Source organism: Mycolicibacillus koreensis (genome assembly GCF_002104795.1).
Taxonomy (GTDB): Bacteria; Actinomycetota; Actinomycetes; order Mycobacteriales; family Mycobacteriaceae; genus Mycobacterium; species Mycobacterium koreense.
In genome coordinates this window covers 1-15,947 of sequence record NZ_NCXO01000013.1, presented here as the reverse complement: position 1 = coordinate 15,947, position 15,947 = coordinate 1, and the positions used below count along the sequence as shown (strand labels likewise).

15 protein-coding genes are annotated in these 15,947 nt (G+C 70.2%); 12 read left to right on the top strand and 3 right to left on the bottom strand.

The genetic code is table 11. The features are described 5' to 3' along the window. Positions 1-130: 130 nt before the first annotated feature. The 7 genes from B8W67_RS07985 (at position 131) to B8W67_RS07955 (ending at position 8,684) form a co-directional block, all read left to right on the top strand. The gene (locus B8W67_RS07985) at positions 131-922 is read left to right on the top strand and encodes an electron transfer flavoprotein subunit beta/FixA family protein (RefSeq protein ID WP_069392173.1); all 792 of its coding nucleotides are present in this window, start codon (positions 131-133) and stop codon (positions 920-922) included. A gap of 32 nt (positions 923-954) precedes the next feature. Then, positions 955-1,911, top strand: coding sequence for an electron transfer flavoprotein subunit alpha/FixB family protein (locus B8W67_RS07980; protein WP_069392172.1), 957 nt, complete (start codon positions 955-957; stop codon positions 1,909-1,911). 101 nt (positions 1,912-2,012) lie between these two features. Next, a complete protein-coding gene (locus B8W67_RS07975) occupies positions 2,013-3,191 on the top strand; it encodes a cysteine desulfurase family protein (protein ID WP_069392171.1) in 1,179 nt (392 codons plus the stop codon). Next, positions 3,188-4,261 carry a tRNA 2-thiouridine(34) synthase MnmA gene (mnmA, locus tag B8W67_RS07970; RefSeq protein WP_085303307.1) on the top strand — a complete coding sequence of 358 codons (1,074 nt, stop codon included), beginning with the start codon at positions 3,188-3,190 and terminating at the stop codon, positions 4,259-4,261. The genes B8W67_RS07975 and mnmA overlap by 4 nt, the downstream gene beginning before the upstream one ends. 2 nt (positions 4,262-4,263) lie before the next feature. Then, complete coding sequence (locus B8W67_RS07965; RefSeq protein WP_085303305.1) at positions 4,264-5,295, top strand: uroporphyrinogen decarboxylase/cobalamine-independent methonine synthase family protein; 1,032 nt, start codon at positions 4,264-4,266, stop codon at positions 5,293-5,295. Further along, complete coding sequence (ligA, locus tag B8W67_RS07960; RefSeq protein ID WP_085303303.1) at positions 5,292-7,361, top strand: NAD-dependent DNA ligase LigA; 2,070 nt, start codon at positions 5,292-5,294, stop codon at positions 7,359-7,361. Before B8W67_RS07965 ends, ligA begins: the two co-directional genes overlap by 4 nt. A 147-nt stretch (positions 7,362-7,508) precedes the next feature. Next, a complete protein-coding gene (locus B8W67_RS07955; RefSeq protein WP_069392167.1) occupies positions 7,509-8,684 on the top strand; it encodes a DUF4878 domain-containing protein in 1,176 nt (391 codons plus the stop codon). Between the two features lie 7 nt (positions 8,685-8,691). Here the strand turns inward: B8W67_RS07955 and B8W67_RS07950 are convergent, their stop codons facing one another. Continuing rightward, positions 8,692-9,336, bottom strand: a complete 645-nt coding sequence (locus B8W67_RS07950) for an ACT domain-containing protein (RefSeq protein ID WP_174254772.1) — start codon at positions 9,334-9,336, stop codon at positions 8,692-8,694. A 75-nt stretch (positions 9,337-9,411) separates the two neighbouring features. Between B8W67_RS07950 and gatC the strand changes: the two genes are divergently transcribed. The 3 genes from gatC (at position 9,412) to B8W67_RS07935 (ending at position 12,330) form a co-directional block, all read left to right on the top strand. Further along, positions 9,412-9,711, top strand: coding sequence for an Asp-tRNA(Asn)/Glu-tRNA(Gln) amidotransferase subunit GatC (gatC, locus tag B8W67_RS07945; protein WP_069392253.1), 300 nt, complete (start codon positions 9,412-9,414; stop codon positions 9,709-9,711). Then, a complete protein-coding gene (gene gatA / locus B8W67_RS07940) occupies positions 9,708-11,192 on the top strand; it encodes an Asp-tRNA(Asn)/Glu-tRNA(Gln) amidotransferase subunit GatA (RefSeq protein ID WP_069392165.1) in 1,485 nt (494 codons plus the stop codon). The genes gatC and gatA overlap by 4 nt, the downstream gene beginning before the upstream one ends. A 106-nt stretch (positions 11,193-11,298) precedes the next feature. Further along, a complete protein-coding gene (locus B8W67_RS07935) occupies positions 11,299-12,330 on the top strand; it encodes an ATP-dependent 6-phosphofructokinase (RefSeq protein ID WP_069392164.1) in 1,032 nt (343 codons plus the stop codon). 22 nt (positions 12,331-12,352) lie between these two features. On the opposite strand, the gene B8W67_RS07930 is transcribed toward B8W67_RS07935, so the two are convergent. After that, positions 12,353-12,739: a DUF2237 family protein gene (locus B8W67_RS07930; protein ID WP_085303300.1), complete on the bottom strand. Its 387-nt coding sequence runs from the start codon at positions 12,737-12,739 to the stop codon at positions 12,353-12,355. A gap of 105 nt (positions 12,740-12,844) precedes the next feature. Between B8W67_RS07930 and tenA the strand changes: the two genes are divergently transcribed. Next, positions 12,845-13,513: a thiaminase II gene (tenA, locus tag B8W67_RS07925; RefSeq protein ID WP_085303298.1), complete on the top strand. Its 669-nt coding sequence runs from the start codon at positions 12,845-12,847 to the stop codon at positions 13,511-13,513. A gap of 11 nt (positions 13,514-13,524) precedes the next feature. Here the strand turns inward: tenA and B8W67_RS07920 are convergent, their stop codons facing one another. Beyond that, positions 13,525-14,166, bottom strand: a complete 642-nt coding sequence (locus tag B8W67_RS07920) for a hypothetical protein (RefSeq protein WP_131814673.1) — start codon at positions 14,164-14,166, stop codon at positions 13,525-13,527. Between the two features lie 117 nt (positions 14,167-14,283). On the opposite strand from B8W67_RS07920, the gene gatB reads away from it, so the two are divergent. Beyond that, entirely contained in the window at positions 14,284-15,786 is a 1,503-nt protein-coding gene (gatB, locus tag B8W67_RS07915) for an Asp-tRNA(Asn)/Glu-tRNA(Gln) amidotransferase subunit GatB (protein WP_085303296.1), read from the top strand. Positions 15,787-15,947: the final 161 nt, after the last annotated feature.

Sequence of the window (15,947 nt, the reverse complement as noted above, 5' to 3'; positions counted from 1 at the left end):
CGGTTATGGTAGACGAGCGAAACAGCCGAAGTTACTCATCGGTAACCTCGGTTTTGTTCCGTGACACATTTTGAGCCAAGTCCGGTGGCCGGCCGCCGCGGGACTCGTTCGAGGAGGACAGGCCAGACTTATGACGAACATCGTGGTCCTGATCAAACAGGTCCCAGACACATGGTCGGAGCGCAAGCTCTCCGAGGGTGACTTCACTCTCGACCGCGACGCCGCGGATGCGGTGCTCGACGAGATCAACGAGCGCGCCGTCGAAGAAGCCCTGCTGATCAAGGAGAAAGAGGGCGGCGACTCCACCGTGACGGTGCTGACCGCCGGCCCCGAGCGGGCTACCGAGGCGATCCGCAAGGCGCTGTCGATGGGCGCGGACAAGGCGGTGCACCTCAAAGACGACGGCCTGCACGGCTCCGACGTGGTGCAGACCGCGTGGGCGCTGGCCCGCGCCCTGGGCACCATCGAGGGCACCGAGCTGGTCATCGCCGGCAACGAGTCCACCGACGGGGTGGGCGGCGCGGTGCCGGCCATCATCGCCGAGTACCTGGGCCTGCCGCAGCTGACCCATGTGCGCAAGCTGACCGTCGAGGGCGACAAGATCACCGGCGAGCGGGAGACCGACGAGGGTGTGTTCAACCTCGAGGCCACGCTGCCGGCGGTGGTCAGCGTCAACGAGAAGATCAACGAGCCGCGCTTCCCGTCCTTCAAGGGCATCATGGCCGCCAAGAAGAAGGAAGTCACCGTGCTCACCCTGGCCGAGATCGGTGTGGAGGCCGACGAGGTCGGCGTCGCCAACGCCGGGTCCACGGTGACCGCCTCGACGCCCAAGCCGCCCAAGACCGCCGGTGAGAAGGTCACCGACGAGGGCGACGGGGGCACCAAGATCGCCGACTACCTGGTTGCTCAGAAGATCATCTAGAGACGTCCAGACTGAGTTAGGGAAGAGACAACATGGCAGAAGTATTGGTGCTCGTGGAGCACGCCGAGGGCGCCGTGAAAAAGGTGACCTCCGAACTGATCACCGCCGCCCGTGCGCTGGGTGAGCCGTCCGCGGTCGTCGTCGGCGCCCCCGGCACCGCCGACCCGCTGGTCGACGGGCTCAAGGCGGCCGGCGCGGCCAAGATCTACGTCGCCGAGTCCGACGACGTCGACAAGTACCTGGTCACCCCGGTGGTCGACGTGCTGGCGTCGCTGACCGAGTCGGCCAGCCCCGCCGCGGTGCTGCTGGCCGCCTCGCCCGACGGCCGGGAGGTCGCCGGGCGGCTGGCCGCGCGCATCGGCTCCGGTCTGCTCGTCGACGTCGTCGACGTGCAGGAGGGCGCGAAGGTGGTGCACTCGATCTTCGGTGGTGCGTACACCGTGGAGGCGCAGGCCAACGGTGACACCCCGGTGATCAGCGTGCGCGCCGGCGCCATCGAGCCGCAGCCCGCCGACGGGGCCGGCGAGAAGGTCACCGTCGAGGTGCCCGAGCAGGCCGAGAACGCCACCAAGATCACCGCGCGCGAGCCGGTGGAGGCCGGGGACCGCCCGGAGCTCACCGAGGCCACGATCGTGGTCGCCGGTGGCCGCGGTGTCGGCAGCGCCGACAACTTCAGCGTGGTCGAGGAACTCGCCGACTCGCTCGGCGCCGCCGTCGGTGCGTCGCGTGCCGCGGTGGACTCCGGGTACTACCCGGGGCAGTTCCAGATCGGTCAGACCGGCAAGACCGTCTCGCCGCAGCTGTACATCGCGCTGGGCATCTCCGGGGCGATTCAGCACCGCGCCGGGATGCAGACGTCCAAGACCATCGTGGTGGTCAACAAGGACGAGGAGGCGCCGATCTTCGAGATCGCCGACTACGGCATCGTCGGGGACCTGTTCAACGTCGCCCCGCAGCTGACCGAGGCGGTCAAGGCCCGCAAGGGCTGAGCCCGGCCCACCGGACACAGAAGCCCCCGCGCGCCCGGCGTGCGGGGGCTTTTGTGTCTGCTCGCGGCGGCGCCCGGCGGCGCCGGTATTCTGGGCGGGTCATGGTGTATTTGGACCACGCCGCCACCACGCCGATGTATCCGGCGGCCATCGAGGCGATGACGGCCGCGCTCGGCATGGTCGGCAATGCGTCCTCGCTGCACACCGCCGGACGCGCCGCCCGGCGGGTGATGGAGGAGTCCCGCGAGGCGCTGGCGGCCGCGCTGTCGGCGCGGCCCTCGGAGGTACTGTTCACCGCCGGCGGCACCGAGAGCGACAACCTGGCGGTCAAGGGCCTGTACTGGGCGCGCCGGGCCGCCGACCCGCGCCGACGGCGCATCGTGACCACCGCGGTGGAACACCACGCCGTGCTCGACGCGGTGAACTGGCTCGTCGAGCACGAGGGCGCGCAGGTGAGCTGGCTGCCGACTCAGCCCGACGGGTCGGTGAGCCCGGCGGCGCTGCGCGCCGAGCTCGCCGGCAGCGACGATGTGGCGCTCGTCACGGTGATGTGGGCCAACAACGAGGTGGGCACCGTGCTGCCGGTGATCGAGTTGGCTGAGATCGCCGCGGAGTTCGAGGTCCCGATGCACAGCGACGCTGTACAGGCCGTCGGAGCGCTGCCGGTCGCCTTCGACACCACCGCATTGGCGGCGATGAGCGTGACCGCACACAAATTCGGGGGTCCTCCCGGAATGGGGGCCCTTCTGCTGCGCCGTGACGTCTCCTGTGTTCCGCTGCTGCACGGCGGTGGTCAGGAACGCGACATCCGTTCGGGCACACCCAATGTGGCCGGTGCAGTCGGGATGGCCACCGCTGCGGCCATCGCAGTGGACGCGGTGGAAGCCACCGCGGGGCGGCTGACGGCGCTGCGTGACCGGCTCATCGACGGGGTGCTCGCCGGGATCGCCGACACCGTGCTCAACGGGTCCCGGCAGGCGCGCCTGCCCGGCAACGCCCATTTCACTTTCCGTGGCTGTGAAGGAGATTCTCTGCTGATGCTGTTGGACGCCAACGGGATTGAGTGTTCCACCGGTTCGGCATGTACCGCCGGGGTGTCCAGGGCATCCCACGTACTCACCGCGATGGGCGCCGATCCGGTGGGGGCTCGCGGGTCACTGCGGTTGTCACTGGGCCACACCAGCACCGACGCCGACGTCGACGCCGCGCTCGCGGTGCTGCCCACGGTGGTCGCCCGTGCCCGGCAGGCGGCGCTGGCCAGTGCGGGGCAGAGCCGATGAAGGTGCTGGCCGCGATGAGCGGTGGGGTGGATTCCTCGGTGGCTGCCGCCCGGATGGTCGACGCCGGACACGACGTCGTCGGGGTGCACCTGGCGCTGTCCAGCGCGCCCGGCACGCTGCGCAGCGGCTCGCGGGGCTGTTGCTCGAAGGAGGACGCCGACGACGCCCGCCGCGTCGCCGACGTCCTGGGCATCCCGTTCTACGTGTGGGACTTCTCCGACCAGTTCAAAGACGACGTCATCGACGACTTCATCGAGTCCTACGCCCGCGGTGAGACCCCCAACCCGTGCGTGCGCTGCAACGAGAAGATCAAGTTCTCGGCGCTGGCGGTGCGTGCCCTCGCCCTCGGGTTCGACGCGGTCGCCACCGGCCACTACGCCCGGCTCACCGGCGGCCGGTTGCGTCGCGCCGTCGACGTCGACAAGGACCAGTCCTACGTGCTGGGGGTGCTCACCGCCGAGCAGCTGCGTCACGCCGCGTTCCCGGTCGGTGACACCGCCAAGCCGGCGATCCGCGCCGAGGCGGAGCGCCGCGGCCTGGCGGTGGCGGAGAAACCCGACAGCCACGACATCTGCTTCATTCCGACCGGTGACACCCAGGCGTTCCTCGGCGCCAACATCGGGGTGCGCCGCGGCGACGTCGTCGACGCCGACGGCACCGTGCTCGCCAGCCACGACGGGGTGCACGGGTTCACCATCGGCCAACGCAAGGGGCTGGGCATCGCCGGGCCCGGCGCCGACGGCAAACCCCGATATGTGACCGCCATCGACGCCGCCACCGGCACCGTGACCGTCGGATCGATCAGCGACCTCGATGTCAACGAGCTGATCGGGGACAGGCCGGTGTACACCGGCGGGGCGGTGTTCGCCGGACCGGTGCGCTGCGAGGTGCAGGTGCGCGCTCACGGCGAGACCGTGCCCGCGCTGGCCGAACCGGAGGGTGAGCGTCTCGCGGTGCATCTGCAGCGCCCGCTGCGCGGGGTGGCGCCCGGCCAGACCCTGGTCTGCTACCGGCCCGACCCCGACGGCGACGAGGTGATCGCCTCGGCCACCATCGCCGACACGGCCTGACGGTGGCGGTGTTCGCCGGCGCGACCGGATTGGGCTCCTGGCCGGGGCGAAGCGCGCGCACGGCCGCCGAGATCGTCGTCGGTGAGCTGGCCGACCTTCCGCACCTGGTCGAGCTGCCCGACCGCGGCGTCGGTGCGGACATGATCGGCCGGGCCGGTGCGCTGCTGGTCGACATCGCGCTGGACACCACCGTGCGCGGATACCGGATGGGTGCCGGGTCCGGTGCGGTGACCCGCCGGGCGGCCAGTCTGCTCGGCGAGGATCTCGACGCGCTGGAGGAGGCGTGGGAGAACGCCGGACTGCGCGGCGCCGCCCACCCGGTGAAGGTGCAGGCGCCCGGGCCGGTCACCCTCGCCGCCGAACTGGAGTTACGCAACGGCCACCGGGCGCTCACCGACCCGGGCGCGGTGCGCGAGTTGGGCGCCTCCCTGGCCGAGGGGGTCGGCGCGGCGGTGCGCGAGCTGGCCCGCCGGCTCGACAGCGCGGTGGTGGTGCAGTTCGACGAGCCGGCGCTGCCGGCCGCCCTGGGCGGCCGGGTGCCCGGGGTGACCGCGTTGAGCCCGGTCGCTCCGCTGGATCCGGAGGTCGCGCTGCGGGTGCTCACCGGGTGCATCGAGGCGGTGGGGGTGGCCACGGCGCTGCACTGCTGCGCCCCGGGCGTGCCGTGGGCACTGCTGCAGCGCAGCGGCGTCGACGCGGTCGCGGTCGACCCGGCGGTGCTGGGCCCTGCCGACCTCGACGGCCTCGGGGCCATGCTGGATTCCGGGCGCACGATTCAGCTCGGGGTGGTGCCCGCCCAAGCCCCCGCGGATCCGCCCGGCGTGACCGAGCTCGCCGCCGTGGCAGCCGGGCTCATCGACCGGATCGGGTTCGGCCGTATGGTGCTCGCCGACCGGGTCGGCATCACCCCCGCCTGCGGGTTGGCCGGGGCCACCGCCGACTGGGCCCGCCGGGCGCTCACGTTGGCCGTGCGCACCGCGGCGGCGCTGGCCGATGACCCCGAGTCGGTCGCCGGCGATAGCCTGCACAGGTGAGCTCCCCAGAGGACGATCCGGTCCCGCCCGACGTGCGACGCCAATGGCAGGACCTCGCCGACGAGGTGCGCGACCATCAGTTCCGCTACTACGTGCGCGACGCGCCGATCGTCTCCGACGCCGAGTTCGACACGTTGTTCACGACGCTGATCACGCTGGAGCAGCAGTATCCGGAGCTGCGCACGCCGGACTCGCCGACCCAGCTGGTCGGTGGCGCCGGGTTCGCCACCGACTTCGCCGCCGCGCCGCACCTGGAGCGGATGCTCAGCCTCGATGACGTGTTCAACACCGAAGAGCTGGACAGCTGGGATGCCCGCGTGCGCGCCGAACTCGGCGAAAACACCCCCTATCTGTGCGAGCTGAAGATCGACGGGGTGGCGCTGGCGCTGATTTACCGTGACGGGCTCCTCGACCGGGCGGCGACCCGCGGTGACGGGCGCACCGGGGAGGACGTGACGCTCAACGCCCGCACCATCGACGACGTCCCGCAGCGGTTGACCCCCAGCGACGACTACCCGCTGCCGGCGGTGCTGGAGGTGCGCGGCGAGGTGTTCTTCCGCCTCGCCGACTTCGCGGAACTCAACGCCGGGCTGGTCGCCGACGGGCGGGCCCCGTTCGCCAACCCGCGCAACAGTGCGGCCGGTTCGCTGCGGCAGAAGAACCCCGCGGTCACCGCGCGCCGGCCACTGCGGATGATCTGCCACGGCATCGGCCACACCGAGGGCTTCCGCCCCGCCACCCTGCACGAGGCGTACCTGGCGCTGCGGGCCTGGGGGCTGCCGGTCTCCGACCACACCGCGCGGGTCACCGACATCGCGGCGGTCAACGACCGCATCGCCTACTGGGGGGAGCACCGCCACGACGTCATCCATGAGATCGACGGCATCGTGGTCAAGGTCGACGACATCGCCGTGCAACGCCGGCTGGGGGCCACCTCGCGCGCACCGCGGTGGGCGGTGGCCTACAAATACCCCCCGGAGGAGGCCACCACGACCCTGCTCGACATCCGGGTCAGCGTCGGGCGCACCGGCCGGGTCACCCCGTTCGCCTACATGAGCCCGGTCACCGTCGCCGGGTCCACCGTCGCGCTGGCCACCCTGCACAACGCCGCGGAGGTGGCCCGCAAAGGTGTCCTGATCGGGGACACCGTGGTGATCCGCAAGGCCGGCGACGTCATCCCCGAGGTGCTCGGCCCGGTGGTCGACCTCCGGGACGGCACCGAACGGGCCTTCGTCATGCCCACCCACTGCCCGGAGTGCGGCACCGAGCTGGCCCCGGCCAAGGAGGGCGACGCCGACATCCGCTGCCCCAACGCGCGGTACTGTCCGGCGCAGCTGCGCGAGCGGGTGTTCCACGTCGCCGGACGCGGTGCCTTCGACATCGAGGCCCTGGGCTATGAGGCGGCCGCCGCGCTGCTGGAGGCGGGCGTGATCGCCGACGAGGGCGACCTGTTCACCCTCACCGCCGACGACCTGCTGCGCACCGAGTTGTTCACCACCAAGGCCGGGGCGCTGTCGGCCAACGGCGCCCGGCTTTTGGTCAACCTCGACGGCGCCAAGGACCAGCCGCTGTGGCGGGTGCTGGTGGCGCTGTCCATCCGGCACGTCGGCCCGACCGCGGCGCGCGCGCTGGCCACCGAATTCGCCGACCTCGACCTCATCATGGCCGCCGACACCGACCGGCTGGCCGCCGTCGACGGGGTCGGCCCCACCATCGCGGCGGCCATCACCGACTGGTTCGCCGTGGACTGGCACCGCGCGATCGTCGAGAAATGGCGCGCGGCCGGGGTGCGGATGGTCGACGAGCGCGACGCCAGCATCGCGCGGACCTGCGAGGGGCTCACGATCGTGGTCACCGGATCGCTGACCGGCTTCTCCCGTGACGAGGCCAAGGAAGCGATCGTCGCCCGGGGCGGCAAGGCCGCCGGGTCGGTGTCGAAGAAGACCTCCTTCGTGGTCGCCGGCGACGCCCCGGGCTCCAAATACGACAAGGCCGTCGACCTCGGGGTGCCGATCCTCGACGAGGACGGCTTCGTGGCCCTGCTGGCCGACGGGCCGCCGCAGTGACCGGTACGAAAGTGCTGTGAGGACCGCCCCCGGGGCCCGGTTAGACTTGGCCGGCGCTTCGCCGCACACCACCACCCGGCGCGGCACACCACGACCGCAGGACCAGGGGATGCGACATCGGCACCCCACACAGCAAGGGGAGCCGTAATGACGATCGGGCCGGATGGTTACCAGGTGCCCAACCCGATGGGCCAGCCGCCGCAACCCCCGGGGTCGGCGTCGTGGGATCCGACCCAGATGGCTTATCCCCCGGCCCCCCCGGCCTACCCGGACCCGCAGGCCTACCCGGGCCCCCAGGCCCCGCCGCCCGGTGGCGGCTGGCCGGGCATGGAGGGCCAACCGCCGGGTGCACCGTACGGACCGCCGCCGCAGCGCAGCCGCAAAGGCCTCTACATCGGGCTCGGCATCGGCGGGGTGGCGCTGCTGGTGGTGATCGCTGTCGTGTTGGTGATAGCGCTCTCCGGCGGCAGCAGCAAGGACACCACCGGCGGGGAGGCGATGACCAACTACCTGCAGGCGTTGGCCGCCGGCGATGCGGAGAAGGCCTTGTCCTACGGCGCGGACCAGCCGGGATCGAAGGAGTTCCTCACCGACGAGATCCTGAAGAAGCAGATCGAGAAGATGCCGATCACCGACATCACGATCCTCAACGACGACACCAAAAGTATGATCGGCTTGGGACGGGTGCACGTGTCGGCCAAGTTCGGCGAGAAGACCTCCGACGAGACGATCAGCATGAAGAAGTCGGACAAGGAGTGGAAACTCGAGCAGGCGGCGATCAAGCTCGAGCCGTCGACCAGCTCCAACAAGGAGGCGCAGAAGACGCTCACGCTGTTCGGCAAGGAAGTCGGTGACGCGACGTTCTATGTGTTCCCCGGCTGGCTGGATCTCGGCAGCAACAACCCCAACCTCAAGGTGACGTTCGATCCGTTGCTGCTCAACGGGTTGGGCTACAGCTCGTTTTACAACCTCAACATCAAATACGACGTCAGTGAGCAGGGCAACAAGGCAGTCAAGGACGGCATGAAGTCGGCCCTGGCGAAGTGCACCACAACCCACGAACTGGCCCCCTCCGGCTGTCCGCAGTACGTCAGCCGCAGCGAGGCGGCCGAGAACACCGTCAACTGGGGCATGCCCGACCTGTCGCCGATCAAGACCGACCTCTTCAGCGAGTACGACCTGACACTGCGATTCAGCGGCGAGGTCGACTGGCCGTTGACTGCGAAGAAGCGCGACGGCAGCGACGTCAGCGGCACCGTCACGACCTACATCAGCGGCACCGCCGACCTGTCCACCAGCCCGCCGACGGTCACCATACGTTGAGCGGAGGTCAGCCCAGCAGGGTGGCGACGATCCCGGCCAGATAGCCCAACCGGGCCACTTCGGAGGCCCGGAACGCGGGGCCGCCGGCGCGGCCGAGCACCACCGCCACCTCGGGGCGGCCCAGCGGTGCCGCCGCGAGGGCGGTGTCGAGTTCCTGCCAGACCGGGGGCACCCACTCGGCGGCGCCGTCCAGGGCGGTTGCCCGTGCCAGCGGCAGCCACGGCAACACCGGGACGGTGGTTTCGGGCGCTCCGGGGCTGCCGGCCAGCCGTCGCGGGCCCTGCCCGGTGTGACTTACGACCGCGCACCACCCGGCGCGCAGCACCCGCGGCGCCTCATCGACGAGCAACTGCAGCTTGGCGTCGCGGCCACCGGCGGCGGCGATATGGTCGACCAGTTCGAGTTCGCGGTGCGCGTCGAGCACGTCGGTGTAGGGCCGCACACTGTCCACCCGCACACCGGCCAGCCGCTCGGCGGCACTGATCAAGGTGTCGGGCATCGCCCCGACGGGAAGCTCCACCACCAGGTCGTCGACGGCGTAGTCGGCGCCCCGGTCGACCACGTCCAGCGACAGGATGTCCGCGCTCACCGACCCCAACGCCACCGCCAACGACCCCAGAGAACCGGGGCGGTCCGGCAGCTGGACACGCATCAGGTACGACGGCACGGGTCAACTGTTCCACACGCCGTGCGAACCGAAATCGGTGGATGAGTAGGCTTGGACGCCGTGTCCCAGATCTCCCGAGATGAGGTGGCCCACCTGGCCAAGCTGGCCCGGCTGGCGCTTGACGACGCCGAGCTCGACGGCTACGCGGCCCAGCTGGACGCCATCCTCACCCACGTCAGCACGATTCAGTCCGTCGACGTCACCGGTGTCGCACCCACTGGCAACCCGCTGCCGGAGGTCAACGTGACGCGCCCCGACACGATCCGGATGGGGCTGCGTCAACAGCAGGCCCTCGACGGGGCGCCCCAGGCGCGCGAGGGTCGGTTCGTGGTGCCCCAGATCCTCGGAGATGACCAGTGAACGAACTGCTGCGCGCCGACGCGGCCGACCTCGCCGCCCGGATCGCCGCCGGTGAGCTGTCGTCGGTGGAGCTCACCGGGGCCTGCTTGGACCAGATCGCGGCCACCGACGGCGACTACGGGGCATTTCTGCACGTCGCGGCCGACGAGGCGCTGGCCGCCGCCGCCGCGGTCGACGCGGCGTTCGCGGCCGGCGAGCAGCCGGCCTCCCCGCTGGCCGGGGTGCCGCTGGCCCTCAAGGACGTGTTCACCACCAGCGACATGCCCACGACCTGCGGGTCGAAGATCCTGGAGGGCTGGCGCCCGCCGTACGACGCCACGGTGACGATGCTGCTGCGGGCCGCCGGCATCCCGATCCTGGGCAAGACGAACATGGACGAGTTCGCGATGGGCTCATCGACGGAGAACTCTGCCTATCACCCCACCCGCAACCCCTGGGACACCCAGCGGGTACCGGGCGGGTCCGGCGGCGGTAGCGCAGCGGCGCTGGCCGCGTTCCAGGCGCCGTTGGCGATCGGCACCGACACCGGCGGTTCGATCCGCCAGCCGGCCGCGCTGACCGCCACCGTCGGTGTCAAACCCACCTACGGCACGGTGAGCCGTTACGGGCTGGTGGCGTGCGCGTCGTCGCTGGACCAGGGGGGGCCGTGCGCGCGCAGCGTCCTCGACGCCGCACTGTTGCACGCGGTGATCGCCGCCCACGACCACCGCGACTCCACCTCGGTGGACCGCGCGCGCCCCGACGTGGTGGCCGCGGCCCGCGCCGGTGCCGACGGTGACCTCGCCGGACTGCGGGTCGGGGTGGTGCGTCAACTGCACAGCGGCGAGGGCTACCAGCCGGGCGTGCTGGCGTCGTTCAACGGCGCAGTCGACCAGCTCACCGCCCTGGGTGCCCAGGTCTCGGAGGTGGACTGTCCCAGCTTCGAGCACGCCCTGTCCGCCTACTATCTGATCCTGCCCTCGGAGGTCTCGAGCAACCTGGCCCGCTTCGACGCGATGCGGTTCGGGCTGCGGGTCGGTGACGACGGCACCCACAGCGCCGAGGAGGTCATGGCGCTGACCCGGGCCGCCGGCTTCGGCCCGGAGGTCAAGCGCCGCATCATGATCGGCACCTACGCGCTCTCGGCCGGATACTACGACGCCTACTACAACCAGGCGCAGAAGATCCGCACCCTGATCGCCCGCGACCTCGATGCCGCCTACGAGAATGTCGACGTGCTGGTCTCGCCGACGACCCCCACCACCGCGTTCCGGCTGGGGGAGAAGGTCGACGATCCGCTGGCCATGTACCTGTTCGACCTGTGCACCCTGCCGATGAACCTCGCGGGGCACTGCGCGATCTCGGTGCCGTCCGGGTTCGCCGAGGAGGACGGCCTGCCCGTGGGGCTGCAGGTCATGGCGCCGGCGCTGGCCGACGATCGGCTCTATCGGGTGGGCGCCGCCTATGAGGCCGCGCGCGGGACGTTGCCGACGGCGCTGTGAGCACCCCGCCGTACGGCGTCGAACCGTCGAACGGGCACTGACACCGCCGAGCGGCGATTGCTGGTCTGCCCACCGCGGTGGGCACCGACCCGGCATGATGGGCACTATGCGAATCGGAATCCTCACCGGGGGCGGGGACTGCCCCGGGCTCAACGCCGTCATCCGGGCGATCGTGCGCACCTGCGACGCCCGCTACAACTCGACGGTCGTGGGTTTCCAGGACGGATGGCGGGGACTGCTGGAGAACCGGCGGATCCAGTTGGCCAACGACGACCGCAATGACCGACTGTTGGCGAAGGGCGGCACCATGCTCGGTACCGCCCGCACCCACCCCGACAAGTTGCGGGCGGGACTCGAGCAGGTCAAACAAACGTTGGACGACAACGGTATCGACGTGTTGATCCCGATCGGCGGCGAAGGCACGCTCACCGCCGCGCATTGGCTCTCCGAGGAGAATGTCCCCGTCGTCGGGGTGCCGAAGACCATCGACAACGACATCGACTGCACCGACGTGACATTCGGTCACGACACCGCACTGATGGTGGCCACCGAAGCCATCGACCGACTGCACTCGACCGCTGAGTCCCACCAGCGCGTCATGCTGGTGGAGGTGATGGGCCGCCATGCCGGGTGGATCGCGTTGAACGCGGGCTTGGCATCCGGCGCGCACGCCACGCTGATCCCCGAGCAACCGTTCGACGTCGAAGAGGTCTGCCGATTGGTGAAACAACGGTTTCAGCACGGCTCGTCGCACTTCATCTGTGTGGTCGCTGAGGGTGCCAAACCGGCAGCCGGGTCGATGGAGTTGCGCGCCGGCGGCACCGACGAATTCGGTCACGAACGGTTCACCGGTGTGGCCGCCCAACTCGGTGTGGAGATCGAGGAGCGGGTCAAAAAAGAGGTGCGCGTGACCGTTCTCGGGCATGTGCAGCGGGGCGGTACCCCGACCGCTTACGACCGGGTGCTGGCCACCCGCTTCGGCGTCAACGCCGCCGACGCCGCGCACGCGGGGGAGTACGGGATGATGGTGTCACTGCGTGGACAGGACATCGGCCGGGTGCCCCTGGCCGATGCGGTGCGCCAACTGAAATTGGTGCCACAGAGTCGTTACGACGACGCCGCGGCGTTCTTCGGTTGAGGACCGCGCCTCGCAGGTCGCCTCACAGGTCGCCGAGGTCGTCGGGCACGTCGACGGCGTATCCGCGCAGCACCTGCAGTGGCACCACGTCGAGGGTGCGTTCATGGGTGGCGGCGAGCACCACCGGCGCGGCGTAGCCGTCCTGGTGGGCGCGCAGCCAGTTCACCGCGGTGACACACCAACGATCCCCCGGAGAGAGCCCAGGAAAGCGGTAGGCGGGCATCGGGGTGGACAGATCGTTGCCGATCGACCGTTGATGGGCCAGAAATTCCCCGGTGACCACCGCGCAGATCGTGTGCAGACCGACGTCCTCGGGTCCGCTCGAACAGCAGCCGTCACGGTAGAACCCGGTGACCGGGTCGGTGCCGCACGGCTGGAGCGGCCCACCGAGTACGTTGCGATCCGCCATCACCCCAGTTTAGGGGCGTCGACGTCGTCGGCACCGAAAATCCGGGTGTGTCACCCCATCTCGGCGCCAGGGCGGTGGGGCGGGTCAGCGGGCTACGGTGGGGGCATGGCTGACCGTTTTCGTGACCTGCTGTGGGCCGACATCACGGCCATCTACAGCGGCATCTGCGACCACCCGTTCATCACCGGACTGACCGACGGGTCGTTGAGCCACGACCAGTTCCGTTACTACATCACCCAGGACGATCACTATCTGCGCGGGTACGCACGGGCGCTGGCCGGTTGTGCCGCCAAGGCCGACGACGAGAACGACACGGTGTTGTTCGCCCGCCACGCGCACGAGGCGATCCTGGCCGAACAGGATGCGCACGCCGAGTTGCTCGCCGGACTGGGCACCTCCGCCGCGCAGGCCGCCGGAGAACCGGTGAGCCCCACCACCCAGGCTTACGTCAGCTACCTGCTGTCGGTCACCGTTCTGGGCTCCTACGCCGAGGCGGTGGCCGCGGTGCTGCCGTGCTACTGGATTTACGCCGCGGTCGGTGAGCACCTGCAGAAGAACGGTTCCCCGGACCCGCTGTATCAGCGGTGGATCGACATGTATGCCGGCGACGAGTTCGCCGTGATGGTCGACGACGTGCTGGCGGTGACCGACCGTCTCGGCGACCGCGCCTCAACTCACGAGACCGAGCTGATGCGCCGGCACTTCCGCACCGCGTCGCGCTACGAGTGGATGTTCTGGGATGCCGCCTACCGCCAGGAGGCCTGGCCGGTGTGAGCCGGTGTGGGTCAGCCCGGGTCGCCGGCGAACCACGCGGTCGCGACGGTGCGCGTCTGTGGCGGCGGAGTGTCGTCGGCGGCACGATCGGTGGGCCCGACCTGCACCGTCCAGGGCTCGTCACTGCGATCGATCGCCGGTGGGGCGTCCAAACCGATCCGTCGCAGTACCGCGTCCTCGCCCGAGCAGCCGTAGGCGGCCTCGTAGCCGTCGTCGCGGACACCCCACGCGCCACCGTGGCGCAGAAAGCACACCGTGCTGTCGTCCAGGCGCACAGCGAAGGGTTCGGGCATGTCCAGGGGGTGTACCGACGGCAGATCGCCGGTGTAGCCGACCCGGCGCAACTGCTTGTCGGTCGGATCGTCGAGGCACACCATCGACTCCGGCGGTGACGGCCAACACTGGTAGGCGGCCGCCGCGTAGGGGAAACACAGATAGATGTCGTCGCCGACCGCCGACGGCGACGGGTTGGTGCAGTCGTCGACGCGGCCCCCGTCGGAGGTGACGCGGTAACCGTCGACCGGCTGGCCCGCCCCGTCGACCGGAACCACGTTGACGACGTCGGTGCCCGGACCGGTGTGGCCGGTGCCGCACGCGGCCGCGGTGACCAGGGCCACCAGCGCTGCGGTGGCTGTCTGACTCGCACGTCGCACGCAGCGATCGTACCGACGCCGGGTGCGGCGACGCAGCGGCGCTCGGGTCGCGCGCGGGGCCACCCGCCGCCCGCGACACCCTGACCGCGGCGGAGCCCCGCCCCATAGACTCGGGCCATGACCGCTGCCACCGCCGATCTACTCGACTACGACGAGGTTCTCGCCCGCTTCGACCCAGTGCTGGGCCTGGAGGTCCACGTGGAGCTGTCCACGGCCACCAAGATGTTCTGCGGATGCTCCACCGAGTTCGGTGCCGAGCCCAACACCCAGGTCTGCCCGGTGTGTCTGGGGCTGCCCGGCTCGCTGCCGGTGCTCAACGCGGCCGCGGTGGAGTCGGCGATCCGCATCGGTCTGGCGCTGAACTGTGCGATCGCCCCCTGGGGGCGCTTCGCCCGGAAGAACTACTTCTATCCCGACCAGCCGAAGAACTACCAGATCTCCCAGTACGACGAACCCATCGCGGTCGACGGCTATCTCGATGTTCCGTTGGAGGACGGGACCACCTGGCGGGTGGAGATCGAGCGTGCGCACATGGAGGAGGACACCGGCAAGCTGACCCACGTCGGCAGCGACACCGGCCGCATCGAGGGTGCCACCGAGTCGCTGGTCGACTACAACCGAGCCGGCGTGCCCCTGATCGAGATCGTCACCAAACCGATCGTCGGTGCGGGCGAGCGTGCCCCGCAGATCGCCCGCGCCTACGTCACCGCACTGCGCGACCTGATGCGCGCCCTGGACGTCTCCGACGTGAGGATGGACCAGGGCTCGATGCGCTGCGATGCGAATGTTTCGCTCATGCTCACCGGCGCAACGGAATTCGGCACCCGCACCGAGACCAAGAACGTCAACTCGCTGAAAAGCGTGGAGGTGGCGGTCCGCTACGAGATGTGCCGGCAGGGCGCGGTGCTGACTTCGGGGGGCCGAGTTGTCCAAGAGACCCGGCACTTCCACGAAGCCGGTTACACCAGTCCCGGCCGGGTCAAGGAGACCGCGGAGGACTACCGCTATTTCCCCGAGCCCGACCTCGAGCCGGTGGCACCGAGCGCGGAGATGATCGAGCAGCTGCGCGCGACGATCCCGGAACTGCCGTGGCTGGCCCGCAAACGAATCCAGGATGATTGGGGCATCTCCGACGAGGTGATGCGCGACCTGGTCAATGCCGGTGCGGTCGACCTGGTGGCCGCCACCGTGGCCGCCGGGGCCCCCAGTGAGGCGGCCCGCGCGTGGTGGGGAAACTTCCTGGTGCAGAAGGCCAACGAGACCGGTGTCGAGCTTGAGGCGCTGCCGATCACCCCGGCCCAGGTCGCCACGGTGGTGGCCCTGGTCGATGAGGGCAAGCTGTCGAACAAATTGGCGCGACAGGTCGTCGAAGGGGTGCTGGCCGGCGAGGGTGAGCCAGAGCAGGTGATGACCGAGCGCGGACTGGAAGTGGTGCGGGACGACTCGGTGATCCAGGCGGCCGTCGACGAGGCGCTGGCCGCCAACCCCGACGTCGCGGACAAGATCCGCGGCGGCAAGGTGCAGGCCGCCGGCGCGATTGTCGGCGCGGTGATGAAGGCCACCAAGGGGCAAGCCGACGCCGCGCGGGTTCGTGAGTTGGTGTTGGCGGCCTGCCGTTAGGCGGGGCAGCTAGGCGGGGTCGTCTTCGCGGTCGTCTCCGGGTTTCTTCTCGGGGGCGTTCGCGTGGTCTCCGGCGTGGTCTCCGGCGTGGTCGTTGCCGTGGAGCAGTTTTTCTGGGTGGTGGAAGGTGTTGGTGCCGGGTGTGGCGCGGGTGGTGTGGG

Bases quoted from the DNA above. Each gene is read 5' to 3' on its own strand.
- B8W67_RS07985 (WP_069392173.1), top strand. From the start codon at position 131: ATGACGAACATCGTGGTCCTGATCAAACAGGTCCCAGACACATGGTCG.
- B8W67_RS07955 (WP_069392167.1), top strand. From the start codon at position 7,509: ATGACGATCGGGCCGGATGGTTACCAGGTGCCCAACCCGATGGGCCAG.
- B8W67_RS07950 (WP_174254772.1), bottom strand. From the start codon at position 9,336: ATGCGTGTCCAGCTGCCGGACCGCCCCGGTTCTCTGGGGTCGTTGGCG.
- B8W67_RS07980 (WP_069392172.1), top strand. From the start codon at position 955: ATGGCAGAAGTATTGGTGCTCGTGGAGCACGCCGAGGGCGCCGTGAAA.
- tenA (WP_085303298.1), top strand. From the start codon at position 12,845: ATGGCTGACCGTTTTCGTGACCTGCTGTGGGCCGACATCACGGCCATC.
- B8W67_RS07975 (WP_069392171.1), top strand. From the start codon at position 2,013: ATGGTGTATTTGGACCACGCCGCCACCACGCCGATGTATCCGGCGGCC.
- B8W67_RS07935 (WP_069392164.1), top strand. From the start codon at position 11,299: ATGCGAATCGGAATCCTCACCGGGGGCGGGGACTGCCCCGGGCTCAAC.
- B8W67_RS07930 (WP_085303300.1), bottom strand. From the start codon at position 12,739: ATGGCGGATCGCAACGTACTCGGTGGGCCGCTCCAGCCGTGCGGCACC.
- gatB (WP_085303296.1), top strand. From the start codon at position 14,284: ATGACCGCTGCCACCGCCGATCTACTCGACTACGACGAGGTTCTCGCC.
- mnmA (WP_085303307.1), top strand. From the start codon at position 3,188: ATGAAGGTGCTGGCCGCGATGAGCGGTGGGGTGGATTCCTCGGTGGCT.